At 30.1% G+C, this 26336-nt stretch carries 24 protein-coding genes; 6 read left to right on the plus strand and 18 right to left on the minus strand.

What is annotated here, in order from left to right:
* Positions 1 to 17: 17 nt before the first annotated feature.
* Positions 18 to 776, plus strand: a complete 759-nt coding sequence (locus WA340_RS01690; protein ID WP_336127024.1) for a lipopolysaccharide kinase InaA family protein — start codon at positions 18 to 20, stop codon at positions 774 to 776.
* Here WA340_RS01690 and WA340_RS01695 read toward each other — a convergent pair.
* Positions 773 to 1522: a glycosyltransferase family 2 protein gene (locus WA340_RS01695; RefSeq protein ID WP_336127025.1), complete on the minus strand. Its 750-nt coding sequence runs from the start codon at positions 1520 to 1522 to the stop codon at positions 773 to 775. The genes WA340_RS01690 and WA340_RS01695 overlap by 4 nt on opposite strands.
* 44 nt (positions 1523 to 1566) lie before the next feature.
* Between WA340_RS01695 and WA340_RS01700 the strand changes: the two genes are divergently transcribed.
* Positions 1567 to 2385, plus strand: coding sequence for a glycosyltransferase family 2 protein (locus tag WA340_RS01700; RefSeq protein WP_336127026.1), 819 nt, complete (start codon positions 1567 to 1569; stop codon positions 2383 to 2385).
* 4 nt (positions 2386 to 2389) lie between these two features.
* On the opposite strand, the gene WA340_RS01705 is transcribed toward WA340_RS01700, so the two are convergent.
* From WA340_RS01705 to WA340_RS01715, 3 genes are read right to left on the minus strand one after another with little or no spacing between them, the layout of a single operon-like run.
* Positions 2390 to 3466, minus strand: a complete 1077-nt coding sequence (locus WA340_RS01705; protein ID WP_336127027.1) for a CDP-glycerol glycerophosphotransferase family protein — start codon at positions 3464 to 3466, stop codon at positions 2390 to 2392.
* Complete coding sequence (locus WA340_RS01710; RefSeq protein WP_336127028.1) at positions 3456 to 4520, minus strand: glycosyltransferase family 9 protein; 1065 nt, start codon at positions 4518 to 4520, stop codon at positions 3456 to 3458. The genes WA340_RS01705 and WA340_RS01710 overlap by 11 nt, the downstream gene beginning before the upstream one ends.
* Positions 4521 to 5336 (minus strand): 2,3,4,5-tetrahydropyridine-2,6-dicarboxylate N-succinyltransferase, encoded by an 816-nt coding sequence (locus tag WA340_RS01715; protein ID WP_336127029.1) that lies wholly within the window; start codon positions 5334 to 5336, stop codon positions 4521 to 4523.
* A 191-nt stretch (positions 5337 to 5527) separates the two neighbouring features.
* Here WA340_RS01715 and ruvX point away from each other — a divergent pair, with 191 nt between their 5' ends.
* The 4 genes from ruvX to mazG all read left to right on the plus strand — a co-directional run bounded on the left by ruvX (position 5528) and on the right by mazG (position 7892).
* On the plus strand, positions 5528 to 5938 hold the full coding sequence (gene ruvX, locus WA340_RS01720; protein WP_106679339.1) for a Holliday junction resolvase RuvX: 411 nt from the start codon (positions 5528 to 5530) through the stop codon (positions 5936 to 5938).
* Between the two features lie 6 nt (positions 5939 to 5944).
* Positions 5945 to 6535 carry a peptide deformylase gene (gene def, locus WA340_RS01725; protein WP_304143185.1) on the plus strand — a complete coding sequence of 197 codons (591 nt, stop codon included), beginning with the start codon at positions 5945 to 5947 and terminating at the stop codon, positions 6533 to 6535.
* Positions 6536 to 6590: 55 nt separating this feature from the next.
* A complete protein-coding gene (locus WA340_RS01730; RefSeq protein WP_304143187.1) occupies positions 6591 to 7010 on the plus strand; it encodes a DUF5606 family protein in 420 nt (139 codons plus the stop codon).
* A 108-nt stretch (positions 7011 to 7118) separates the two neighbouring features.
* The gene (mazG, locus tag WA340_RS01735) at positions 7119 to 7892 is read left to right on the plus strand and encodes a nucleoside triphosphate pyrophosphohydrolase (RefSeq protein ID WP_336127030.1); all 774 of its coding nucleotides are present in this window, start codon (positions 7119 to 7121) and stop codon (positions 7890 to 7892) included.
* A 409-nt stretch (positions 7893 to 8301) separates the two neighbouring features.
* Here the strand turns inward: mazG and WA340_RS01740 are convergent, their stop codons facing one another.
* The 14 genes from WA340_RS01740 to WA340_RS01805 all read right to left on the minus strand — a co-directional run bounded on the left by WA340_RS01740 (position 8302) and on the right by WA340_RS01805 (position 25866).
* On the minus strand, positions 8302 to 10194 hold the full coding sequence (locus WA340_RS01740) for a DUF349 domain-containing protein (protein WP_336127031.1): 1893 nt from the start codon (positions 10192 to 10194) through the stop codon (positions 8302 to 8304).
* A gap of 77 nt (positions 10195 to 10271) precedes the next feature.
* A complete protein-coding gene (locus tag WA340_RS01745) occupies positions 10272 to 11006 on the minus strand; it encodes a shikimate dehydrogenase family protein (protein ID WP_336127032.1) in 735 nt (244 codons plus the stop codon).
* Positions 10999 to 12015 (minus strand): DUF368 domain-containing protein, encoded by a 1017-nt coding sequence (locus WA340_RS01750; protein WP_027880123.1) that lies wholly within the window; start codon positions 12013 to 12015, stop codon positions 10999 to 11001. The genes WA340_RS01745 and WA340_RS01750 overlap by 8 nt, the downstream gene beginning before the upstream one ends.
* A complete protein-coding gene (locus WA340_RS01755; RefSeq protein ID WP_304143197.1) occupies positions 12015 to 13022 on the minus strand; it encodes a DUF368 domain-containing protein in 1008 nt (335 codons plus the stop codon). The genes WA340_RS01750 and WA340_RS01755 overlap by 1 nt, the downstream gene beginning before the upstream one ends.
* Positions 13023 to 13073: 51 nt before the next feature.
* The gene (locus tag WA340_RS01760; protein ID WP_336127033.1) at positions 13074 to 14465 is read right to left on the minus strand and encodes a tetratricopeptide repeat protein; all 1392 of its coding nucleotides are present in this window, start codon (positions 14463 to 14465) and stop codon (positions 13074 to 13076) included.
* Positions 14466 to 14611: 146 nt separating this feature from the next.
* A complete protein-coding gene (locus WA340_RS01765) occupies positions 14612 to 15793 on the minus strand; it encodes an aspartate aminotransferase family protein (protein ID WP_336127034.1) in 1182 nt (393 codons plus the stop codon).
* Positions 15794 to 15797: 4 nt separating this feature from the next.
* The gene (locus WA340_RS01770; RefSeq protein ID WP_336127035.1) at positions 15798 to 17621 is read right to left on the minus strand and encodes an OstA-like protein; all 1824 of its coding nucleotides are present in this window, start codon (positions 17619 to 17621) and stop codon (positions 15798 to 15800) included.
* A 128-nt stretch (positions 17622 to 17749) separates the two neighbouring features.
* Positions 17750 to 19021: an adenylosuccinate synthase gene (locus WA340_RS01775; RefSeq protein WP_336127036.1), complete on the minus strand. Its 1272-nt coding sequence runs from the start codon at positions 19019 to 19021 to the stop codon at positions 17750 to 17752.
* A 5-nt stretch (positions 19022 to 19026) separates the two neighbouring features.
* Positions 19027 to 19485 (minus strand): Fur family transcriptional regulator, encoded by a 459-nt coding sequence (locus tag WA340_RS01780; protein WP_027880118.1) that lies wholly within the window; start codon positions 19483 to 19485, stop codon positions 19027 to 19029.
* Between the two features lie 95 nt (positions 19486 to 19580).
* Entirely contained in the window at positions 19581 to 21794 is a 2214-nt protein-coding gene (locus tag WA340_RS01785) for a RelA/SpoT family protein (protein ID WP_336127037.1), read from the minus strand.
* 129 nt (positions 21795 to 21923) lie between these two features.
* Positions 21924 to 22901 (minus strand): hypothetical protein, encoded by a 978-nt coding sequence (locus WA340_RS01790; protein ID WP_336127038.1) that lies wholly within the window; start codon positions 22899 to 22901, stop codon positions 21924 to 21926.
* Between the two features lie 17 nt (positions 22902 to 22918).
* Entirely contained in the window at positions 22919 to 24157 is a 1239-nt protein-coding gene (locus WA340_RS01795; RefSeq protein ID WP_336127039.1) for a DEAD/DEAH box helicase, read from the minus strand.
* A 42-nt stretch (positions 24158 to 24199) separates the two neighbouring features.
* Entirely contained in the window at positions 24200 to 25201 is a 1002-nt protein-coding gene (locus WA340_RS01800; RefSeq protein WP_336127040.1) for a transglutaminase domain-containing protein, read from the minus strand.
* A 5-nt stretch (positions 25202 to 25206) separates the two neighbouring features.
* Positions 25207 to 25866: a carboxypeptidase-like regulatory domain-containing protein gene (locus WA340_RS01805; RefSeq protein ID WP_336127041.1), complete on the minus strand. Its 660-nt coding sequence runs from the start codon at positions 25864 to 25866 to the stop codon at positions 25207 to 25209.
* Positions 25867 to 26336 lie beyond the last annotated feature (470 nt).

The following is a 26336-nucleotide window of genomic DNA, read 5'->3' on the forward strand; positions in this document are numbered from 1 at the left end:
AATTGTAATATTGCAATATGTATAAAGTTTTTAATAAAAAATACGAAAATAAGAAAGAACAGGTCTCTAAGTTTATTGCTGTTTTTGAGACTAAAGGAAAGCTGTTTGGAAAAGCAGATAGAAATACTATAAAGTTATTTGATTTAGACGGTACAATAATTAATATCAAATCATTTAAAATACCCAATCTAATAAATCAAATAACCTATAAATTTTTTAGAAAAAGTAAGGCGCAAAGATCATTTATATATGCCAATAAATTAAACCATTTAAAAATAGGTACACCAGAGCCCATAGCATTTTATGAGTTTACAACCCTTTTTTTATTTAAAAAAAGTTTTTATGTAAGTAAACAGTTAGATTGTGATTATACTTATAGGGACCTAACAAAAGATTTTAATATACCAGATTACGAAAATATTTTAAGAGCCTTTACAAGATTTACATATGAATTGCATGAAAAGAATATTTTATTTTTAGATCATTCTCCTGGTAATACTTTAATAAAAAGGTTAGATAATGATTATAAGTTTTATTTAGTAGACTTAAACAGAATGAAATTTAAAAAGCTTTCATTTGAAGAGAGAATTAAAAATTTTAATAGATTAACTACTCATAAATTTATGGTTGAAATTATGAGTGATGAATATGCTAAATGTTCTGGATTTAATTATGAAAGAGTTTTTAAAAATATGTGGAATGAGACTGTTTTATTTCAAAGAAAATTTCACAACAAAAGAAAACTAAAGAAGAAAATTAAATTTTGGAAAAATTAAGATGTTAAGTCTTTTAATTTTTTATATCGAATATAAACACCATAAGCGTTAAGATAACAAATTATAAAGCCTTGTTTTCCATCTAAAAAACCTAATCTAAAAATATAATTATAAAAAAATTTGTAAAGAGGTTTTAGAATAAGTTTAAAATAAGAAAATTGTTTTTTTGAATCTACCAACTCTTTAGCTTTCAAATTAGCATAAAAAATTGTTTTGTTTTTGTAATCACTAAAATTTTTGTAGGTATAATGCTTAATATAAGCATTTAATAATCCAAAATCACCTGAAAAGTTAAGTTGTTCGTGGACATATTTGTTTTCGTCATAAAAAGCTTTACCTTTTTTAAATAGCCTAAAAATATAGTCTGTTTGTAAACCACTAAAGTTGATAGGTTTTTTATTTATATAAAATTTTCTAGGGATTTTATAAGCAACTGGTTGACTTGGTTTGTTTATTATTGTTAATATTTCATTTCTTAAATCAGTAGAGATTCTTTCATCAGCATCTAAAAACAGAATCCATTCACCGCAAGCTTTAGAAATTGCATAGTTTCTTTGAGAAGCAAAATTTTTAAATCTATGTTGAATGAAACTTACAGAAGGGTGATTTTTTAAAATTTCAGCTGTATTATCAGTGCTAAAAGAGTCAATAACAAGAATTTCATCTACAAAATTTAAGTTTTTAATTAAAGCGTCAATATGTTTTTCTTCATTATAAGTTATTACTACTCCCGAAATTTTAACCATTTTTAGCTACTTTAATTAAATGTAAAAATACTACATTTGTCAAAATGAAAAAACCTAAATCTTCTGTAGTTATTAGCACTTATAATCAGCCTAAATGGCTAAAAAAAGTGCTTCAAGGATTCGAACAGCAAATAGAATCTGATTTTGAAATCATAATAGCTGATGATGGATCTAAAGAAGAAACTAAATTAGTAATAGATCAATTTAAATCATTATCAAATATATCTGTAAAACACGTATGGCAAGAAGATAATGGGTTTAATAAAACGAAAATACTTAATAAAGCAATTAAAGTTGTTGACTCTGATTATTTGATTTTTACTGATGGAGATTGTATCCCAAGGTCAGATTTTGTAAAAAAACATTTAGAATTAAGAAAAGAAAATTGTTTTTTATCAGGTGGATATTTTAAACTTCCAAAGCATATTTCTAAAGCTATTAGCCATGAAGATATCATAGAACAGAGATGCTTTGATAAAGACTGGTTGTTGTCTAAAGGCTTGAAGATTAATTTTAAAATTAATAAACTTACTTCTTTTGGTTTTAAAGAGTGGTTTTTAAACACTTTTACAACAACTAAAGCTACTTGGGATGGAATGAACACTTCTGGATGGAAAAAAGATATCTTAAAAGTAAACGGTTTTGATGAGAGAATGAAGTACGGAGGTGAAGATAGAGAAATGGGCGAACGATTAATTAACTTGGGTATTATACCAATTCAAGCCAGGTATAGCTTAATATGTGTTCATTTGCATCATGAAAGACCATATAAAAATGAAGAGGCAATAATTATTAATAAAGAGATAAGAAAGCAAACAAAATCTAATAAAAGTACATTTACTAAGTTTGGTATTATTAAGTAAAAATTTATTTTGTGTAGGGTTTATTATAGCTTTTTAATGTAAAATGACCTAAACGTTTTCTCATTTTAAGCTTTCTGATTAAATTTAATGGCTTGTTTTTTAAATAACTTTTATCTCTTGTTAGTTGAAAAATACTTGCATTAATAATTCTTTCGCTAGATTTTCCGTCAAAATAAGGATGAAGCTGATTTACAAAGTCCTCTACTTCATTAATTAAAGCCTTAGGATATTTTAAAGCCTTAACAAAAGCACTTTCTATTTGGCTAACATCGTTAATGTTTATCAAATAATTATGATTAAAGGTATGATTAAAGGTAACAACAGGTTTGATTTGTAATAAATATTCTTGAATAGCAGATGTCGTATCAGCAAATAGTATGTCAGATTCTTTAAATAAAGGAATTAAATTTGTTGTGTTATAAAATTTAAAATTATCATTATCTAAACGATTCCATTTTTCTTTAATCTCTTTAGGTATTTTTGGATGCAATACCATTTTAAATATAAAATTGTTCCCTAAGGATAATTCTTTTATTTTATCAAAAACATCATCTCTGTAAGCTAAACTTAATCTTTCTGTAAAAGTTGAAGCAATTAAAATAATTGGTTTTTTTTCTGTTTTCCTTATGTCTTGTAGAGGAAATAAAGGGTCTACTTTTGACCATCCTGTTTCTAAAACTTCAAAATGAGGATGTCTTTTTTGTTGTTTTAAAAAACCTTGAGTCGAAGAAGGACCTTGAGTACAATATAAATCAAAGAAACCTCTTATTCTAAAGTGAGCTTCTATATTAGATTTTTCGGGCCTTTTGTAAGTTAAAAATCCATGAAACACTTGTACTTTTAGACCAGAAATAAAATCTGGGACATTATCTGTTGCAGTTAAAACAATGTCAGGTTGATAATTAATAACATCTTTAATATGTTTTATTACATCATTTTTGTCACTTAAAGCATTTTTACCATCATCTAAATCACTAAACCATTTAATAGTATAGCCTTGTTTTTTTATTTCTTTTTCAAGAGGGTTACCAATGGGTACAGCATAACTGTAAGATATATATATTAAAAATTTATAGTTCATTATTTAAGTTGTTTATAAATAAGTTTAACTCATCTATAAAAAAAGCAGGTTTTAATTTCAAATAAGCTTCTTTAGGATTGGCTTTAGCACTAATATAATCTTTATCTTCTAAATTAATATAGTCTGCTAAATGTATTGCAATATGTTTATTAGTTTCTTCGTGTCCAAACCAATTTTGTTTATTTAAACCAGGAGAAAATATTGTAAATGTTTTAATATCTAAAGCTTTAGCCATATTGATAGCACCACCTTCGTTGCCTATCATAGCTTTACAAAATGATGTAATTGCTAAAAAATCTCTTAGGTTTTTAACAAAAACATTAAAATAAATTTGTTGTTTTGTTTTTGGTTTGCAAGCTTCTAAAATTGCTCTTGCATGTTCTGCTTGTTTAGGAATGTAATTAAATAAAATTTGAGCGTCAGGTTTGTTTTGGATAATAATATCTAAAACTTTAGACATATATTTAGATGGATAAGTTTTATTAGGGTTACTTCCCAAAACACTTATCATGTATAATGGTTTTGAAAAAACGATTCCGTTGTTTTGCAAATAAAGTTTAGCTGTTTTTTTTTCAGATTCTAAAAGCGTTATTTTTGGTTTATAGGTTTTAAAGTCTATATGCAAAAACTTTAATAATCTTAGTCTGTTTTCTATTGCTAAACTAACATTGGATGAAGGTTTTTTGCTTCTTTTTAATGTGTGTGAATATAAAAACGAAGTGTGTTTTTTATAATATGCTATTCTAATTTTTGCACCAGAAAATACGCTGATTAAATTACTACTTGTTTTTCCATAAACATCTATTACTACATCATATTTTTGATGCTTAATATATTTTAGAAATTTATAAAACTTAAACTTACTGTTTTCAATTTCGGGGGTAATAAATACAAAATCGCTAATAAAAGGATTTTCTTGTACAACAGGGTAGGTATGAGAATTAATTAAATAATCCAATTGAGCGTTAGGATATTTTTCTCTAAGTGCCTCAAACAGAATACTGCTTGTTAACACATCACCAATCATTTTCTGTTGTATGATTAATATTTTCATTTAAACAGCCACATCATATTCGCGTAACGCATCGTTAAGCGATGTTTTTTTGTTCGTACTTTCTTTACGCTTACCAATAATTAAAGCGCAAGGTACGTTGTAACTTCCAGCAGTAAACTCTTTAGTATAACTTCCAGGGATTACTACAGAACGTTCTGGTATATAGCCTTTCATTTCAACAGGTTTATCACCATTAACATCAATAATTTTAGTACTCATAGTTAAAACAACATTTGCACCTAAAACAGCTTCTTTACCAACTCTAACACCTTCTACAACAATACATCTACTACCAATAAAAGCACCATCTTCAATAATTACAGGAGCAGCTTGTAAAGGTTCTAAAACACCACCAATACCAACACCACCAGAAAGATGTACGTTTTTACCAATTTGCGCACAACTACCAACAGTAGCCCAAGTATCTACCATAGTACCTTCGTCTACATAAGCGCCAATATTTACATAACTAGGCATTAAAATAGTACCTGCAGAAATATATGCGCCATGACGTGCCACAGCATGAGGTACAACTCTAATTCCTTTTTCTTTATAACCAGTTTTTAAAGGGATTTTATCATGATATTCAAAAATACCAACCTCTAAAGTTTCCATTTTTTGTATCGGGAAGTATAAAACAACTGCTTTTTTTACCCATTCGTTAACTTGCCAACCATCTGTAGTAGGTTCAGCAACACGAAGTGTACCTTCATCTAAAAGCGCTATCACTTTTCTAATTGCTTTAATAGTTGATGTCTCGGTTAAAAGCTCTCGGTTATCCCAAGCAGTTTCAATAATTTGTTGTAAATCTTTCATTTTTTGTAATTTCAATTTTTTGGCGTGCCCTAAAGGTCAGGCTTTACGCTATATCTTTTTTTGCCATATATGGCAGCAAAAAAAGGATGTCGCTTCAATCCTTCACGCAAATATAATTCCTATAAATTAAAATATGGCATAATATTTAAGGTGTTAATCTATAAAACCATAAATTTGCATAAAATTTTAAGATGGCTCAAATATTAGCAATAGATTACGGTAAAGTAAGAACAGGATTAGCAGTTACAGACGATATGCAAATTATAGCATCAGGACTAGCTACTGTAGCTACAAAAGAGCTTTTAGATTACTTAAAGACATATACAGAAAAAGAGAATGTAGAGCTTTTTTTAGTTGGAGAGCCAAAACAAATGGATAATACAGCTAGCGAAAGCGAAGCTTTAATTAAACCATTTATTTCTAAACTAAGATCTACATTTCCGCACATTCCTATTGAAAGAGTAGACGAGCGTTTTACCTCCAAAATGGCAGCGCAAACCTTAATTGATAGTGGATTAAAGAAAAAACAAAGACAAAACAAAGCTTTGTTAGATGAGGTTAGTGCAACTATCATCTTACAAAGTTACCTTTATAATAAATAATAGTTTATGATATTACCTATAGTTGCTTACGGCGATCCCGTTTTAAAAAAGCAAGCCAAAGAAATAACAAAAGATTACCCAAATCTTGACACATTAATAGATAACATGTTTGAAACTATGTATGGTGCATACGGTGTTGGTCTTGCAGCACCACAAATTGGGTTATCGATTAGACTTTTTATAGTAGATGCATCACCATTTGCAGAAGATGATGATTTGTCAAAAGAAGAGCAAGAACAATTAAAAGATTTTAAACGTGTTTTTATTAACCCAACTATACTAGAAGAAACTGGAGACGAATGGGCATTTAACGAAGGCTGTCTTAGTATACCAGATGTTAGAGAAGACGTGTTTAGACAACCAAATATAAAAATACAATATCAAGATCAAGATTTTAATACACATACAGAAGAGTTGTCAGGTCTTGCAGCACGAGTATTTCAACATGAGTATGACCATATTGAAGGCGTGTTATTTACAGATAAATTATCTGCACTTAAAAAACGCTTAATTAAAGGAAAGCTAACCAATATTTCTAAAGGAAAAATAAACGTAGATTACCGAATGAAGTTTCCGTTAATGAAAAAGAAACGTTAAACGTTTGGAAAACCCAAAGTAACATTAGATATTTGCGACCCTTAAAAATAAATTTATGGCTTTAGAAAAAGTTTTAGCAATTTCAGGTAAACCTGGATTATACAAATTAGTAACTCAAACAAGAACGGGCTTTATAGCAGAATCTTTAATAGATCAAAAAAGATTATCTATTGGTATACAACAAAATGTAAGTGTATTAAGCGAGATAGCAATATATACTTTAACCGAAGAAGTGCCTTTAGCAGATGTTTTTAGAAAAATAAGCGAAAAAGAAAACGGACAAGAAACAGCTATTAGCCATAAAGACTCTAAAGATAAGTTAGAAGAATACTTCTTTGAAGTATTACCAGATTATGATGAAGATAGAGTATATGTTAGTGATATTAAAAAAGTAATTCAGTGGTATAATTTACTTGTTAAAAATGATCTTTTAAATTTAGAAGAAGAAGTAACAACAAGTGACGAAGAAGAATAATAAACTTGTTTATTAAAATATAAAAAAATCCAGCCTTAAAGCTGGATTTTTTTGTGCCAATGTTTTACGCAATAATAAATCATTGTACTTTTACCAAAACCCTTTTTTATGAATAGAAGACCTGATCAATTAAAAGCATTTGACCGTTTATTAACTATTATGAATGAGTTACGCGAGAAATGTCCATGGGATAAAAAACAAACCATGCAAAGCTTACGCCATCTTACTATAGAAGAAACTTACGAACTAGGCGATGCTATTTTGGATAATGATTTAGAAGAAGTAAAAAAGGAACTAGGAGACCTAATGCTTCACTTAGTTTTTTATGCAAAAATAGGAAGTGAAACTAATGATTTTGATATAGCCGATGTACTAAATACTGTTTGCGATAAACTAATACATAGGCATCCGCATATTTATGGAGATGTAAAAGTTGAAAATGAAGACGATGTAAAAAGAAATTGGGAAAACCTTAAACTAAAAGAAGGTAAAAAAAGTGTTTTAGAAGGCGTACCAAATAGCTTGCCAGCACTAGTAAAAGCAAATAGAATACAAGATAAAGTAGCTGGCGTTGGTTTTGATTGGGAACAACCAGAACAAGTTTGGGAGAAAGTAGAAGAAGAGTTATCTGAATTTAAAGAAGAAGTACAAAAAGGAAACAAAGACGCTATGGAAAGCGAGTTTGGAGATGTGCTATTTTCTATGGTAAATTACGCAAGGTTCTTGAAAATTAATCCAGAAAATGCATTAGAACGTACTAATAAAAAATTTTCAAAACGTTTTATGTATTTAGAAAATAAAGCAAAAGCATTAAACAAGGATTTAAAACAAATGACACTTGCTGAAATGGATGTTTTTTGGGAAGAAGCCAAAAAAATGTAATTTTAAAAGGTTGTAACCTATTGTTTTACTGATTGTTATGTTAAAATTTTAAAAAAATATACTTTTTTTAAATCCAAAACATCCAAAATAAAATATGTGTCGTATATAAAATATATGACATTTAATCTTTCCTTTACACACATAAAGTTGATTAATAGCACACATCATATTAGGTGTCATAGAAAGTAGAATTATTTCTTGTAAGCGAAGAGAAATAATTGGTTAGTTTAGTTAGGAGCCAAAACCCTATTTCTTCTCAGAAATAGGGTTTGGTTTTTTTATTAAAATAAGTTTTCAATAATGATTTTAACGATCAAAGTTATAAGTAAAATACCCAAAATTATTAAAGCAAAAAAGTTTTTAAACTTTATGTAATTTATAAGCTTATCCCACCAATGGTTACCTTTCATTAATATAAAGACTTAATTTTTTTAAGTTTGGTTTTCCAAAGTGCTAACTCCTCTTTGTGCTTTTTAATATTTTTATGCACTTCTTTTACTAAAGGGTTATCAGATTTAACATTAGTGAAAAACTGAAGGTTATTTTCTAACTGATTAATTTCGCCTTTAATTTCATCTACTTTTTTCTGAATGTAAAAACGCTCATTATCAATCACTCTTTGATTATCTGTAGATGATAAATCTTGAAGTTTGTTTTCAAATTTTATCATTTCTGCTTCAGATTTATTTAAGTCTAAGTTTTTAAATAAACCATCTAGAGTACTATTAAAGTCGCCTTCAATATGTCTTTTGTTTCTTGGTACACGACCAATATTTTTCCACTTATTAATTTGCTCTTTTATGGTCGCTAAATCTTCTTTTTGTTCTCCAGAAAGTTTTAATTCTTTAACATGAGCTAATAAAGCTTCTTTTTCTTTAAAAGCTTGTTCTTCTTCAGCTGTAGCTGCATTGCGTTGGTCTTTTAATCTGTCAAAATAATGGTTGCAAGCTTTTTTAAATTGCTTCCAGATTTTGTCACTATCCTTTCTTGGTACGTGTCCAATTTGTTTCCAATTGGATTGTATTTTTTTCATTAAAGGTGTCGTTGCTTCAAAATCGTCATTGTCTTTGTTTTCTTCAGCAATTTTTACTAATTCTTCCTTTTTTTGAAGGTTAATGTATTGTTCCTTTTTTAAGTCTTTATAAAATTGATTTTTCTTACGGTTAAAAGAACGTACCACATCTTTAAATTTTGCCCAAGTAGCTTCATTGACTTTAATAGGTACTTTTCCTGCTTTAAAAAATTCTTCTCTTAACGCTTCAACTTCTTTAATTTTATTTTGCCAACCTTTGTGAGTATTTATATTTTCTGAAGAAATTTGAGCAATCTTATCTATAATAGCTTGTTTGTTTACAAGATTTTGCTCGTATAATTTATCTAAGCTTTTAAAGTATTCTTGTCTATTTTCATTAATTTTCTTTGTAGCTTCTTTAAATCGTTCCCAGATTGGTTCTCTGTGTTCTCTTGCTACAGGACCAAGCTCTTCTTTCCAGATTTTATGAAGATTTTGAAGTTCTCTAAAGGCTCTGTTTATATTATCGTCTTTAGCTAGTGCTTCTGCTTGCTCTATAATTTTTGTTTTTTGTTCTAAATTATGTTCAAAATCTTTATCGCGTAAATCTCGATCTAAGTGTAATAAATCATAGAAACGTTCTACATTAAAATGGTAGCTATTCCAAGCGTTATTATATTTATCTCTTGGTATTGGACCAGCATTTCTCCATTGGTCTTGTAAATCTTTAAATGTCTTATATTTAGAACTCATTAAGTCTTCTGCATCTTCTGTAAGTGCTTTTATTTGCTCAATAATTTCTAGCCTATTATTTAAATTTTGCTTTAAGTTTTTTTCTAAATTTTTGTAGTGTGCAGTTAGACGTTGTTTGTAGTCTTTATAAGTGTCTCTAAAGCTACGTTGTAACGGAGAGTTGTATCTAAAGTCCATCTCTACACCGCCATTACTTAAAAACTCTTCTTTCTTTTCTTCAAGTAAGTCATTAAATTGTTTATCAAACTCTTGTTTTAAGGCATTAACATGTTTGTTTATAGCTTGTACTTTTTCGTTTTTTACCAAACGTTCAAGTTCTATAACCAATTGTTCCATGTTTAAAGACTCATAATCTTTTTCTTCAATATTATGTCTGTCTTTATTGCCTTCATCTTCGGCATCTTCTGCGTTAGAGTCTTCAATTTCATTTAAGACTTTATCATCGTCGTTGTTTGAATTGTCTTCTGTTGTTGGTTGTACAGTTTCTTTTTGTTCTTCCGTTCCGTCTGCGTTTTGCAGGTTATCTAGCTCTGACATCTTTAAAATGTTTTAAAATTTAGATTTTAAAGATAGTAACAAGTTGAAAAACTACAAACAAAATTCTAAGCTATGCGCTATTTATTCCATATTTTCCAAGCTTTTCCTGCTTGAAATACCAACATATCGTAACCATTAATGATTTTTGCGCCTTTTAGTTTTCCGTTTTTTAGAAACGTAGTTTCCGAAGGATTATAAATTAAATCGAATAAAATATGTTTTTTAGAAATGAAATTATAAGGTATGTCAGGAGCGTTATCTATATTGGGATAGGTGCCTACAGGTGTGCAATTAATGATTATTTTGTGGTCGTTTATGATGTCTTCTGTTAAATCTAAATACGTATAATCTGCTTTTGTTGAAGATGTTCTTGAAACAAATTTGTATTTAATCCCTAATTTTTTAAGAACAAATGCTATAGCTTTACTTGCGCCACCAGTACCTAAAATAAGTGCTTTTTTATGTCTTTTTTTAAGATGAGGTTTAAGTGATTTTTTAAAACCATAACAATCGGTATTATAACCCTTTGTTTTTCCTTTTTTTGAGATTTTTATAGTGTTTACAGCTCCAATTTTTTTTGCTTTTTTATCTAAGCTATCCAATTGAGGAATAATTTCTTCTTTATAAGGAATTGTAACGTTTAAACCTTTTATATCTTGATTTAATACCTCAGTTTTAAATTGATTTATGTTTTCTATATCAAAATTTTCGTAAGATGCATTTTTAATATTTTCATCTTTAAATTTTATTGAAAAATAATTTTGAGAAAATGAATAGGAGATATCTCTACCGATTAATCCAAATCTACGCATTGGCTTGCCTTGTTTTTTGTCCGTAAAACTCTAAAGCTAAAACTATAGCTATACCAATTATTGTAAAAGCAATAGCATAGTAGGTTTCTGGTGTTAGTTCTGGTAAATAACGTTTGTAATTTTCGATGATTTTTTCTCCTCTTGAGTCTAGTACAAAAGTATTATTATTGGTTTTATAAATGGTTTCTTTAAATGGCCAAACGACGCCTAAAGAGCCAACGATAAAGCCAATTATTGATGCGATAGTTACACTTTTATAATGTTTTAAAATATAATTTAATGCGTGAGAAAATGTGACTAATCCAACTACAGAACCAAGCGTAAAAACAGCTAAAACCTTAAGCATTCTTATGCGCTCTAAATTAGATGTAAAGCTAAAGTCTCCGGTTATAATTTCGGTTACAGTGTCATACAAAGCATTAACAGAGTCTACTAATAGTAACACGTAATTACCTAAAAGTATTAAAATAAAGGAACCTGAAAAACCAGGTAAAGTCATACCTGATACACTAATTATCCCGCAAAAAAACACAAATAATAAATTATCATTTTGTGTTGCAGGATCTAAAAAGCTAATACTTAAACCAATAGCAATACCAATAGTTAATGCTAAGTATGTTGTAGGTTTCCAATCTTTAAAATCTTTACTTATATAATAAATAGATCCAATAATCATCCCAAAAAACACACTCCATACATAAAGCTGATAGTGGGTTATTAGATAGTCTAATATTTTAGAAACACTAAAGTAACTAATTACCATCCCTAAAAATAAGAGACTTAAAAATCTACCATTTATATAATTATAAAATGATTTAAAACGACCATTAAATAGTAGTTTAAACGCTTTTATATTTACTTTTTGAAGAGAATAAATAAACTCTTCATAAAAGCCTGCAACAAAAGCAACCACACCACCAGAAACACCAGGCACTTTGTTTGCTGCGCCCATTCCTAAACCTTTAAGAACTAAAAAAATACGATCTTTTAATGTTCTGGTGCTTTGCATTATTCTGGTTTGTTTCCTACTTTTTCAAGTATAAAAATAGTTAAAAATCCTACAACCATTAAGCCAATTGCTAGCGGTAGTTGCGCATTGACTTGATTAATTTCGGCGTAATATGAAGGAGAAATACTCTGTTCTATTACCATTTTGTAACTGTCAAAATTCTGAATAGATTTTTGATATATACCTAATGTTCCAAAGTTTGATACCGTCTCAAAATCAACAATATTTCCTGTGGTATCTTCCATAACCTTTAAGGTTTTTTTGTATGGCCAAACTTTGTTTAAAGAGCCTAAAATAAAACCAGTTAATAAAGCTAATGTTAGATTATGATAATTTTTAAATAGCCATTTAAGAACACGACTAAAAGATAAAAGACCAACTACAGCACCAGATGCAAAAAGGGCTATTTTTTTGATATCAAAATCATGAAATGCATCACTTAAAGTCTTGTAAGCACCTAGAATAACTAAAATAAAACTACCAGAAATCCCTGGTAAAATCATAGCACAAATAGCTATAGCACCAGCAATAAAAAGAAAATAAGAATTAGTATTACTAGCTAAGGACGGTAAACCTGTAATGTAAAAAGCTATTACAGCACCAGCAATAAGAGCAATAATAGTAGATGATGACCACTTTTTTATTTGTTTACCAACAAAGTAAATGCTTGCAATAATTAATCCAAAAAAGAAAGACCAAATAAGTACAGGATGTTCTTCTAAAAGAAATTTAGCCAATCTCATAAAGGAAATAAAGCTAATTATAATACCTGTTAAAAGCGCTAATAAAAAATTACCGTTTAACTGTTTCCAGAAAGGAAGAATGCCCTCTTTTTTTAAGGTTTTAAATAAAGAAAAGTCTACATTACTTATAGTTGTTACTAGTTCTTCGTAAATACCAGAAATAAATGCTATAGTTCCTCCAGAAACACCAGGTACAGCATCTGCTGCGCCCATTGCAACACCTTTTAAGCTAATAAAAAGATAGTCTTTTAAACGTCTTTGCATCTTTTTTGTTTTAAAGCTTCAAAGGTATGTAAAATTAGAAACAAGATTACTTTATTGTACCTTTTTTAACGCCTTTTGAAAAGTAATAGAGTGATATACTTCAGGAAATAGCTCTTCTACAATAAACAAGAATTCTTTATTAAAAGTCATTGCGTTTTTAAGATGATAACTGCCTTTTTCGGTTTCTAAAACTTTATAGTATATACCGGTTAGTCTAAATTCTATTTCGGCATTTTCTGGATAAAATTCTGTTGCTTGTATTAAATTTAAACTAGCAGCATCTAATTCTCCTATCTGAATAAGTATATCTGTTCTGGACAGCCAAGTGTTTAGTTCGTAATTACCTAATTCTATTGCTTTTTTATAACCTTTTTCTGCTTCTTCTAAAAAGTTAAGTCTTTGATTTATTTGGGCATAAAGTTTCCAATAGATTACATTTTCTGCATCAATATTTATTGCTTTATTGATGTAATATAATGCTTTTTGGTAATTATGTTGCTTTAAATAAAATTTAGTAATTGCAATCCAACCTTTGTCTAGTAATGGGTCTTCTTTTACTGTTTTATAATAGTATTGTTTTGCTAAATCTAATTGACCTAACTTTTCATAACAACAACCCATTCTTAATAAAGCAAAGCTAGTTGGGTCATCAAGTTCTAGTGTAAGTAAATAGTTTTCTATCGCTTCTTTGTAGCGTTTTAATTTTTCTAAAACCTTACCTTTTTCTAAGTAAGCACCTATAAAACGGTCATCAGAAATTATCGCAAAGTCAAATGCGCTAAGTGCCTTTTTATAATCTTTAGCAGAGAAGTATTGTTTGCCTAATTGATGCCATGCAACTTCACAATAAGGATTAGAATTTAAGTATTTATTTAAAAATGTAATTGCTTCTTCATTTTGATTTAAAAAATCAAAGCAGTATATAATATTATATAATGAAGAATAGTCTTCTGGTTGTTCTTCTAAACAACTCATAAAGCTTTGCTTGGCTTTTTCAAAGTCGTCTAAGAGCAAGTATTCCATGCCTATTAAAGCATGTATTTCTGAAACTTCTTCAGAAAAGTTTAATGCTATTTTTAATACTTTGATTGCGTCTTCATGCTTGTCTTCTTTAGAAAGAATATTAGCTTTTTGGATGTACACTTCTTCATTTGATGGCTCTAAAACATAAAGTGCATCTAGTAGTTGATTAGCCTCTTTTAATTTGTTTTCAAAAACATAAACTTCAACTTTAAATAATTTTAAATTAGTTGAAGATGGATGTTGTTCTAATCCTAATTTTATTGCTTTTTTTGCAAGAGCAACTTTACCTTGATTTAGGTAATGATGTATAATGTTTTCAAATTCTTCTGAGTCAAAAAACAATACATTGTTTGTTTTTAGCATTGACTCAAATTTATTTAGAGAAACATTATTGTTAGGGCTATCTTGGCTAAATTCCATAGGCATTTTTAATTTCCTTGTAATAAATGTAATGTTCTATTGTACTTTTTTTAAACTTTTAGATGATTTGTTTTTAACAAAGTAATGAACAATTACTATTTTAATTGTTTTTTAGTTGAGCTTTAGTCGGTTAGAAGATAACTTTATTACAGTAATTTATTAAGTATGTCAATAATAATGCCACAGCCTTTTTTAAGTTCGTCTTTACTGATTGTTAGTGGCGGTGTTATGCGTATGGCTTTTGGTTCAAATAGTAACCAAAATAGAATTAAACCTTGTTTTTGAGCTTCTAAAACTACATGGTTAGTAACTTCTGCAGACTTTGTAATTGCAGCTAACATTAAACCACGACCACGCACTTCTTTAATTAAAGGATGTTGTAAAAGAAGGTCTTTTACCAATTTCTCTTTTTCTAAAGTTTCTTGCATTAAATTGCTGTTAATTACTTCTTTTAATGTTGCTAAAGCAGAAGCAGCAATTAAAGGATTACCACCAAAAGTAGTGATGTGTCCCATTTTTGGGTTGTCTTTTAATAGTGACATATGCTTTTTTGAAGCTGTAAAAGCACCAATAGGTAAACCGCCACCAAGACCTTTACCAGTTACGACAATATCTGGAATAACATTATAGTTTTCGAAACCAAAAAGTTTACCTGTTCTACCAATACCTGGTTGGATTTCGTCTAAAATTAATAAAGCGCCAACGCTTTGGCATTTTGCTTTTAATTTAGCTAAGTAATTATTAGTTGGTTCTATAAAACCTGCACCACCTTGAATAGTTTCTGCTATAACAGCAGCAGTTTTTTTAGAAATAAAATCTAAGTCCGTTTCACTATTAAAGTTAATATGATGCACATCAGGAATTAATGGTCTAAAAGGCGCTTTTCTTTCTTCATAATTCATTAAACTTAAAGAACCCATTGTATTGCCATGATAAGCATTTTTCATCGCTATAATTTGACTTCTTCCAGTGACACGACGTCCTAGTTTTAATGCACCTTCAATAGCTTCTGTACCAGAATTTACTAAATAAGTTTGTTCTAACGGATCAGGTAAATGGTCTGCTATAAATTGACATAAATCTACTGCAGGACCTTGAGCATACTCGCCATAAACCATGACGTGTAAATATTGATCGGCTTGATGTTTTATTGCTTCTATAACTTTTGGGTGACAATGCCCTAAAGTACATGCAGATACACCAGCTACAAAGTCTAAATGTGCATTGTTGTTGGTGTCATATATATAACTTCCTTTGGCGTGAGAAACTTCCATACCTAAAGGAAATGGCGACGTTTGCGCTTGATATTTAAAGAATAAATCTTTCAATAGTTTAATCCTTTTTTAGTTCAGGTATTTTATTTAGTTTTTTACCCGTTTTTTCTTTTGAAGTGTCTTTTTTGTTTAAAAACTTATTAGGTACGTTTCTTGACGCTTTTGGTTTTTCGTCTTTTTTAATCAAGTTTTTATCTTCGGCTTCTTGATCTGCTTTTTTTACACGACCAATTAAATCGTCGTTAAAAAATTCTTCTTCGTCATTGTAAGGCTCTAAACCTTTTATTACTGGTAAATTTAATGGTGGATCATCTGCAAAAAGGTCTTCTACAGATGCAGGTCGCTCGTCTTCACGCCAATCAAATCCTCTTAGTTTTCTGGCGTTTGCAGGAAAATCTTCTTCGGTGTAAAGTTTTCCGTCAAATTGACGTAGTTTTCTTAGTTCTGTCAATTCTTTATTCTCAAAATACATTTCAATATCTGCAGATTTTGACTTTTCAATACCTATTAATTCGCCATTTTCATTTCTACTATAATTAATAGATTCTGCATTTTTAAGAATATCAACTTGCTTCAGATTATTTTCATCATCAAAAAGACCAATTAATCGCTTTCCAGAAATTTGGTTGTAACCATCGTCACTTAATGTGTCTTTACTGATTACAAATGCATTATAAAATACAATTAAAGAGTCTAGTTTTTCGGTTTTTGGGTTGGATTTAAGATGAATAGTGTCTCCAGTCATTTGGTTTTTTACATTCCAAAGAATAGGCTTTCTTGCTGCTGAAAATGCATCGCCTTTATTCATTCTTGCTAAATTGATTAGCTGTGTTAATCCTGTTTTTTGATCTACGTGTACCGAATCTGCTTTACCGCTAATATCTGATTTGTAAATCTTGGCATTATAATAGGCTCTAGTAATACGGTGTTCTGGTTTACCTGTTACCATTAACGTATCTGCATGCATAAATATGCTATCCTTTTCTTGAAGTGTAATGGCTAATGCGCGCTTTGTAATAAAAACAGAGTCTTTTGCACGGTAGACTTCGGCATAGTGACCTTTAACAATACTATTGTTTAATGTATCTGTGACTTTAATATTGTTTGTTGCAGAAGCGAAGTTTTTATTACGGTCAAAATACATGCTATCGCCTTCAAAAACACGGTTGTCATAATCTATTCTTGATTTCTTTACAAAGTAACCAGTGTCAGATTCGGTGTCGTAAAAACCGCGTTCACAATAAATTTTACTTGCAGCATCTTCAATAGTTGATGGTCCATACATATATGCATGACCTGTATCTGTATAGTAATCTAAAATTTTTGTTTTTAAAGTATATTCTGGATTAACAAGCTTAACGCTATCTTGAAATCTATACTTTTTTCTTGGCATAAAATAGCGTCCAATTTTACTGGTAATTGTTCCAGAAGAATCTCTTACAACTTTACCGCCTGTTTTATAATAAGCTTCTTGTTTAGCACGGTTAAAGTATAAAGTGTCTGTAGTTAGAATAGATTGTGGTTCGGTTAAAATAACATCTCCAGAAGCAAATGCTAATTGGGTTTTTCCTGAATATTCTGCGTATTTTGAATTCAGGTTTATGGTGTCGCCTTGAACCATTTTAACATTTCCGTAGGCTTCAACAAAATCTTCTTTTCCGTAAAAAATGGCTTTGTCACAATACATGTCTATACCATCATGGAAAATATGAATTTGTTGTGCATCATTTCTGGTTAATATTTGTGCACCAGGAAATTTTTCTTCGTCTTTTTCTCCAAAACCAGCGTATTTAATCTCAATAGTTTTACGTTGTGCAGATGCAAAATAAGATATAAAAACTATTAGAAAGAGTAGGAGATATTTTGTTTTTATTGACTTCAATTTTAATGTGTTTGATGCAAAAATAACGATTTAACTTACTTCGTATTATCTATTAGTATTTATTTAAGACTGAAAAACCTGCTAATTAAATTGTTAGCAGGTTTTTAAATCTTTTTTAAAAGAAATTTTTATCTAAAAATAGTTTGTTTTCTGTCTGGTCCAACAGAAACTATTGTAATAGGAATTTCTAATTCTTTTTCTAAAAATGCAATGTATTCATTTAGTTCTTTAGGTAATGTAGAAGCTTCAGACATCTCAGTTAAATCTTCTGACCAACCTTTAAACTCTGTGTAAACTGGTTCTACATTTTCAGGTTCGATATTGTATGGTAAATGCTTAATCTCTTCACCTTTATATTTATATGCTGTAGCTACTTTTAAAGTTTTAAAACCAGATAAAACATCTGCTTTCATCATCATTAATTGTGTAACGCCATTAACTTGACAAGCGTATTTTAATGCTACTAGGTCTAACCAACCACAACGTCTTGGTCTACCTGTTGTTGCTCCAAACTCATGTCCAACGCGAGCCATAGTTGCGCCGTCTTCGTCAAATAATTCTGTTGGGAAAGGTCCAGAACCAACACGTGTTGTGTAAGCTTTAAATATACCAAACACTTCTTTTATTTTGTTTGGTGCTACGCCTAAACCAGTACAAGCACCTGCAGCAGTGGTATTACTAGATGTTACAAAAGGATATGTTCCAAAATCGATATCTAATAATGATCCTTGAGCACCTTCTGCTAAAATACTTTTCCCAGATTTTTGAGCTTGAAAAACGTACTCTTCAGAATCTATAAATGTTAAGCTTTTTAAAACGTTTACAGCTTCAAAAAACTCGCTTTCTAATTCTTTTAAATCGTATTCTATCTTAGCGTCGTAAAAGTCAATCATAGATTCGTGCTTGTCTGCTAAACTACGGTACTTTTCTTGCCAATTATCTAATTCTAAATCTCCTACACGTAAACCATTACGACCTGTTTTATCCATGTAAGTTGGTCCAATTCCTTTTAAAGTAGAACCTATTTTTGCTTTTCCTTTAGAGGCTTCACTAGCGGCATCTAGTAAGCGGTGCGTAGGTAAAATGATGTGCGCTTTACGCGAAATTAATAATGACTTTTTATAATCTACGTCTTGCTCTGCTAACTTGTCCAATTCCTTTTTAAAAATAACAGGATCTATCACAACACCGTTACCAACTAGGTTAGTTGCGTTTTCATGAAATATACCTGAAGGGATTGTGTGTAATACGTGCTTTTTACCATTAAATACTAATGTGTGACCAGCGTTGGGTCCTCCTTGAAAACGCGCAATAATATTATATTTAGAGGTTAAAACGTCAACAATTTTTCCTTTGCCTTCGTCGCCCCATTGTAAACCAAGTAGTAAATCTACTGCCATTATATTTAGTTGTTTTGTGATTTTTTTCGGTTACCGTAAAAGTATAAAGAGTGTTTATTAATTTCTATATCAAACACTTCTTCTATGGTTTTTTTGATTGCTTGAATGCGTGGATCGCAAAATTCTATAACTTCTCCTGTGTCTTGTAAAATAACGTGGTCGTGTTGTTTGTCAAAATATGATTTTTCGTAGTGTGCTTGATTTTTCCCAAACTGATGTTTTCTAACCAAACCACAATCTAACAAAAGATCTATCGTATTGTAAAGTGTTGCACGACTAACACGATATTTTTTGTTCTTCATATTTAGATATAAAGATTCGATATCAAAATGCTCATTACTAGAATATATTTCTTGAAGTATAGCATAACGTTCTGGTGTTTTACGGTGCCCTTTTTCTTCTAAAAAAGCTGTAAACACATTTTTAACGATTTCTTGATTTTTTATGTCCGTATTTGCACTCATAATTATCCGACAAATTTACATTTTTTTTTGTGGTTAAATGCTATTTTTTGTTGGATTAAAAGATGTGTTATTAATAGTTATTAACAACTTGAAGATTAAATTCTTGATACCTTATCTATACCGTTAATTTTTTTTAGGTTTTCCATTAACTTTTTTAGTAGTGTATTGTTACGAACCACTACATTTATTTTTCCTGAAAACACGCCATCATCACTACTAAAGTTAATGCTTTTCATATTAACGTGCATGTTTGATGAAATGACTTTAGTAATCTCGTTAACTAATCCTAAATTATCGATTCCTGAAAGCTTTATTTGAGCTGCAAACTCGCGCTGAGAAGAGTCTATCCACTTGGCTTGCATAATTCTATACGCATAATTTGCTTGAAGACTAACAGCGTTAGGACATGATTTTTTGTGTACTTTAATACCATCGTTTATGGTTACAAAACCAAAAACAGGATCGCCAGGAATAGGATTGCAGCAGTTTGCAAATTTGTAATCAAGTTTTTCTTCTTCTTTACCAAAGACTAATAAATCGTATTTGTGTGTGATTTCGTCTTTATTAATGTCTTCTTGATTAACGGTTTGCTTTCTGTTAATTTTATTTTTTATAAAACTAACTAAAGCATTACTACGTGATGCAGCATATTCTTTTAATGCTTTACTATCTATGTTTCCTGTACCAACGCGATAAAAAAGGTCTAAACTTGTTTTTAGTTTAAAATGATTAACCATTTCGTTAACCGACTTTTCGTTTAGCTCAATTTTAAGTTGTTTTAATTTTCTTCTTAAAATTTCTTTACCTTCTTCACCAATTATCTTAGTGTCTTCTTTTAGAAGTGATTTAATTTTACTTCTTGCTTTACCTGTAGTAGCATAATCTAGCCAGTTTGGATTAGGTTTAGCATTTTCTGAAGTAATAATTTCTACACGATCACCACTGCTTAAAACGTGGCTTAATGGGACTAATTTTCCGTTAACTTTTGCGCCTCTTGTTTTGCTACCAACTTCTGTGTGAATGCTAAAAGCAAAGTCTAAAGGTGTTGCGCCTTTTGGTAAGGATTTTAATTCGCCTTTAGGTGTAAAAACAAATATTTCTTTAGAGTATAGGTTTAGTTTGAATTGCTCTACAAAGTCTACTGCATTTGTAGACGCGTTTTCTAAAGCATCTTGTAGACGGTTAATCCACATATCAAGATTATCGTCGTTATCATCTACGTTTTTGTATTTGTAATGAGCGGCGTAACCTTTTTCGGCTATTTCGTTCATGCGTTCACTACGAATTTGTACTTCTACCCATCTGCTTTTTGATCCAACAACGGTTATGTGTAAGGCTTCGTATCCTGTAGATTTTGGTGAAGATATCCAATCGCGTAAGCGTGTTGGGTTTGGTCTAAAGTGATCTGTGACAATCGAATATATTTTCCAAGCTAAGAATTTTTCGTTATCACGGTCTGATTTATAGATTATTCTTATGGCAAATTTGTCATAAACCTCGTCAAAAGAAACACCTTGTTTATCCATTTTTTTCTTTATTGAAAAAATAGATTTAGGTCGACCTTTTATAATATAATTTAGACCTTCTTTATCTAAAGATTTTTTTAATAGATCACTAAATTCGTTTATGTATGCATCTTGCTCTTCTTTGCTTTCTTTCATCTTTAATAAGATGCTGTTGTATACTTCTGGTTCTGTATACTTTAAGCCAAGGTCTTCAAGTTCTGTTTTAATGTTATAAAGACCAATTCTATGCGCTAAAGGAGCGTAAATGTAAAGTGTTTCGCTAGCAATTTTTTCTTGCTTGTCTGGACGCATAGAGTCCATAGTTTGCATATTATGCAAACGGTCTGCAATTTTTATGATAATTACCCTAACATCATCATTAAGAGTAAGTAACATTTTTCTAAAGTTTTCTGCTTGCAGAGAAACATTCATGTCTTTTTTTAAAGACGAAATTTTGGTTAATCCGTCAACAATTCTAGCAACTGTTTCTCCAAACAGATTTTCTATGTCTTTTATGTTATAGTTTTCGTTATCTTCTACGACATCATGAAGTAAAGCTGCAGCGATAGAAGTAGCGTCTAGACCAATTTCTTGCGCTACAATTTTTGCAACAGCAATAGGATGGAAGATGTAAGCTTCTCCACTTTTACGGCGTTGATCGCTATGTGCTTCTACAGCAACGTTAAACGCTTTTCTAATTAGTTGTTTGTCTTCTTTAGAAAGTGTGCGGTAGCTAACTTTTAAAAGCTCTTTGTAGGCTTTGGCAATTGCTGCATTTTCTTTTTCAATATCAACCTCTGTCATATAATTATAGCCTTATATTATTATAATGAATGAATATTAAAAATACTACAAAATTGTTAATGTACAAGCTGTAATCGTGTAATTTTAATTGAAACTAAAAAGCTTTATCCAAGTTTAAAAATTGAAGTTTTATTTTTCTTTATAAACTTCTACTTCTAATCCCATTCCGTAGTTGTTTAAACCAGCTTTTAAAAGATTAGAGTTATTAATATTTTTTAAGTCGAATAACACCCATTTTCCGTTATTATGAAAAATTCGTTTTACAAAGGTTTGTTTGCTAGCAATCTTGTCTGTAAATGGTAATAAAGGTCTAAATGTTGTAGAAACTCTAACAATACCTCGTTTTGTCTCGACTTCTTTATATTTTTTGTTGGGTAATAATTTTCCGTCTTTATCGGTATATCCTAATACTTGAATGGATACAAAAATACCATCTTTAGGAATCATGATGTTGCTTTTAGTAACATCTAGTTCAAAAATAGGATCTGTATTTTGATTGGCTATGAATAAAATCTTTTCGTAAGTTAAAACATCGCCTGGCAACCCTTTGTTATTTTCATAAAAATGAACTCTAAAAAGGGTTGAAAATGGTCTTTTTTCGTGTTTGTCTTTATGGCGTTTGTCCCAATTTTTAGCTTCCGTTTTTATAGGAAGCAAAAGTTTTGAAATTCGTTTTGTGTTTGGCGAATTATTTGGGAAATATACAGCAATTTCACTTTCTATTGTTGGTAACCAGCATTTAAAATAATCTTCATGTCCGTTAGGCTTTATAGTCATTATTTTAAATTTCCCTTTGGGTTTTGCTGTGACTATAACTTCTTCTAATATAGAAGCTTCGTGAGGCAATTTGATGGTGTCTGTTAGTTTGTTAGTAGCAATTTTTTTCTTTTTATATCCTAAAGCCGAAATTATTAAAGTGTCAATACCTTTATAAAGTTTTTCGCTGTAATAAAATTTACCTTCTTCGTCTGCAAAAGTACCATAACCATTGCCAAAATCTATGGTTGCAAAAGATACAGGTTGATTGTTTAAGCTGTCTTTTACAAAGGTTTGACTAAAGCCTAATTGTATAGAAACTATGAAAATTAAAAATGATATATATTTCATCTAAAAAAGTAATGTGTTTAATACCAACGTTTTTTCTTTTGTTTACTTCCTTTTCCTTTTCTGCCTTTTTTGTGCTTACTCTTTTTATTTGAGGTATGCACAATAGGTTTTGCTTTGGGATCTAAAGGATATGGATGATCCTCAATAATATCTAATTGTAAACCAATTAATTGTTGGATGGTTTTAATATAATTTTTTTCGTCTGCACTACAAAACGAATGCGCAACACCAGTTTGACCAGCACGTGCTGTACGACCAATTCTATGTACATAAGTTTCTGGTATGTTAGGTAAATCAAAATTGATTACCGCATCCAAACTGTCTATATCTATACCACGTGCAGCAACATCTGTAGCTATTAAAATGTTAACTTCTTTTTTTGTGAATTTATTTAGCGCTTCCTGTCTTGCACTTTGACTTTTATCACCATGAATACTATCTACTTTATAACCGTTTTTTAGTAGTGTTTGTTCTAATTTACTAACACCAAATTTGGTACGTCTAAAAATGATAATATGTCCTTTTATTGTGTTACGCAATAAGTGCAAACACAGTTCTATTTTGTTGCGTTTTGGTACGTAGTATAATAATTGTTCTAACTTTTTTGAAGTTGAAGCATTTGGGGCAACCAAAATACGCTCTGGATTATTTAAAATGGTTTTTGCTAAATCTTCAACTTTATGAGGTATTGTTGCCGAAAATAAAAGTGTTTGTTTTTCGGTAGGACATAAGCGTTCAATTTTTCTTACATCATCAATAAATCCCATGTCTAGCATTAAATCGGCTTCATCCAAAACCAATACTTCAACTTGATCTAAATGTAAAGCTGTTTGCTTATGTAAATCTAACAATCTACCAGGTGTAGCGATTAAAATATCAACGCCTTTTTTTAGTATATCTTTTTGAGGTTCTACAGATGTGCCACCAAAAACCACAGTTGTTCTTAGGTTGGTGTAAGTAGAGTAGGTTTCGAAGTTTTTTGCGATTTGTACAGCTAATTCGCGTGTTGGACTTACAATAAGCCCTTTAATTTTTTTACCGCGTTTAGGTGCGTCTTGTTGATCAAAAAGTAACTGTAAAATTGGTAACGCAAATGCTGCAGTTTTACCAGTACCTGTTTGCGCAGAAACAATAACGTCTTTTTTATTTAAAATAGCAGGAATTGCTTTTTCTTGCACCAAAGTTGGGTTGTCGTAACCAGCTTCTGCAACAGCACGACGTAAAGGTTTATTTAATTGTAAGTCTTTAAATGACATTTAGCTAATTTATTTATACAAAGGTAGCTAAATTATTTACGATTATTTAGTGACCTTTACAGTATAGGTTGCAACAACATCATCACCAATAGCTAAATGCACGTCGTAAAACCCTTTGTGTTTAAATGTAGTTGAAAATGAAACCATTCCGTTGTCTTCTTTTAGATTGTTTATTTCAAAATTTACAGGATTGATTCCAACAAACTGGACTAACGAAACCTTATCGATATCAATAGATTCAAAAGCTTTAAAACTGAAATTTAGATGCTCTCCTTTTTTTAATTCTACATGCATGTTTTGAGGACTAATAGGAAGTGTTTTGTGTTTAAAAGTTTCGCCGTAAACTACTGGAGCAACTGAGTATTCACGATTAATTAAAGTTTCATTAAGGAACCATTTTTTATCTTTTGGAATGTGGTTTTTTGCAAATAATGTAGGCTCGGTTAAAAAGTAGCCTAAATTATAATCTTCAATAAAAATTGTACCTAAAAAATAGCCGCTAGACCAAGTGGCATCACATAAATACCATTTGTTGTTTAGTTTTACTGCATTCCAAGAATGGTTGATAAGCTCTAAACTTTCAACATTTGTATCAAAACTTCTTCCGTAACCGTTAATGATTTCACATTCAATATTTGCAAAAAAGCAAAGTTGCTTTATTAAATAAGCATAACCAGTACACATTGTTTTTTTGTGTTTAAATAGTTTTTTAAATGCTTTTTTTAGATAGTTGTTGTTCCATTGTGTGTAGCTTAAACTGTCATTTTTGTGTTTTTTTCTTTTGTGTAATACTTTATCGCTAACACTTAAATCGCCTTTAATATTGTTGCAAACCCATGTGTAGATGGCTCTAAATTTTTCAACATCTGTATCTAATTTATAAGTTAGCTCATGCGCAAGCAGTGGTAAATTATCTAAGTTTTTACCATTGTTGAGTTTTGCAATATTATCTGCAATGGTAAAATCGATAGATTTAAAATCTGAAACTTGCGCAAAAGCAACATTTAAGATTAAAACAGAAATGATAGTAAGTACATTTCGCATAGCTATTAATCCTTTTTAGATTTGTATAATTTTTTAGAGGATACTTTTCCCATCATTATTACAGAGCCAACATCCATACTAATATTTAATTGAATAGTTTGGGCTTTGGCTTTTCCGTCTATTACCACTTTTTTAGGCTCGTAACCGACGTAGTTTATTTGTAAAATATCACCTTTTTTTAATGGTTGAGGAAATTCAAAATTACCATCAAAGTCTGTTGCTGTTCCTATTGAAGTGCCTTCAAGCAAAATGGTTGCAGAAGGAAGTGGTAAACCATCTTGGTCTGTAATTGTACCTTTTATGGTTAAGTTGTCTTTTGCAGAAGTGCTTTCAATTGTATTGTTTTCAGTAGTTTTTACTTGTGCGTTAGCTGTTCCAAATGTAAAAAAAGATAAACACGCTAATCCAATACCAGTTAACCAACTTAATTTACTTCGTTTTACAGGAATTTGATATGTGGTTAATTGTTCACTTTTAAATCTACCGCAAGTGTTTGCTGTGTTTTTAGTGTTGAAATAGTTGATGATGTCCTCAGAATTCATTTTAGAAAAATCAATGACTTCTTTGGTGCACGTAGCGCAAAAACCACCTTTTGCAGTTAGCTTAAATTGGTTAAAATCTTCACTGCAAGGTGATTTGATGTTTAATTTAATGGCATTGTTCATAATTGTAAGTTTTAATGTTATACATCAAACTTACTTTTAAGTTATGCTTTTTAAAATGAATATTGAGTTAAGCTGTATTCTTGATTAGGGAAGTTAATTTTTTAATGAGTTTAGGTAATTTATTGACACATTTTTTCAGGGATTCCGATTTGATAGGATAATTTTCTACGTCTTAAAAATGTCTTTTTAGGATTGTTCTTTAAAAACTTGATAGGTAATTCTGTTTCAAAAGAAATGTTTTCAAAGGTAGATTTGTGTTCAAAAAAGCATTCATTTTTATAAGTTTTATTGTTATAGATAAATTCAAATTCTATGACATATAAAAATTCTTTAATTTCTTTTGATGCTTTACTACCAAAAGATGAATTATTGTGAGAGTAGTTGTCTATACGTCTTAAGTTAGCAATCTATTAACTTTAACATTTAATCATAAAGAACCAAAGAGAGGAATAAGGTTATGATATACGCAG

It is taken from the genome of Mesoflavibacter sp. CH_XMU1422-2 (assembly GCF_037029245.1).
Taxonomy (GTDB): domain Bacteria; phylum Bacteroidota; class Bacteroidia; order Flavobacteriales; family Flavobacteriaceae; genus Mesoflavibacter; species Mesoflavibacter zeaxanthinifaciens.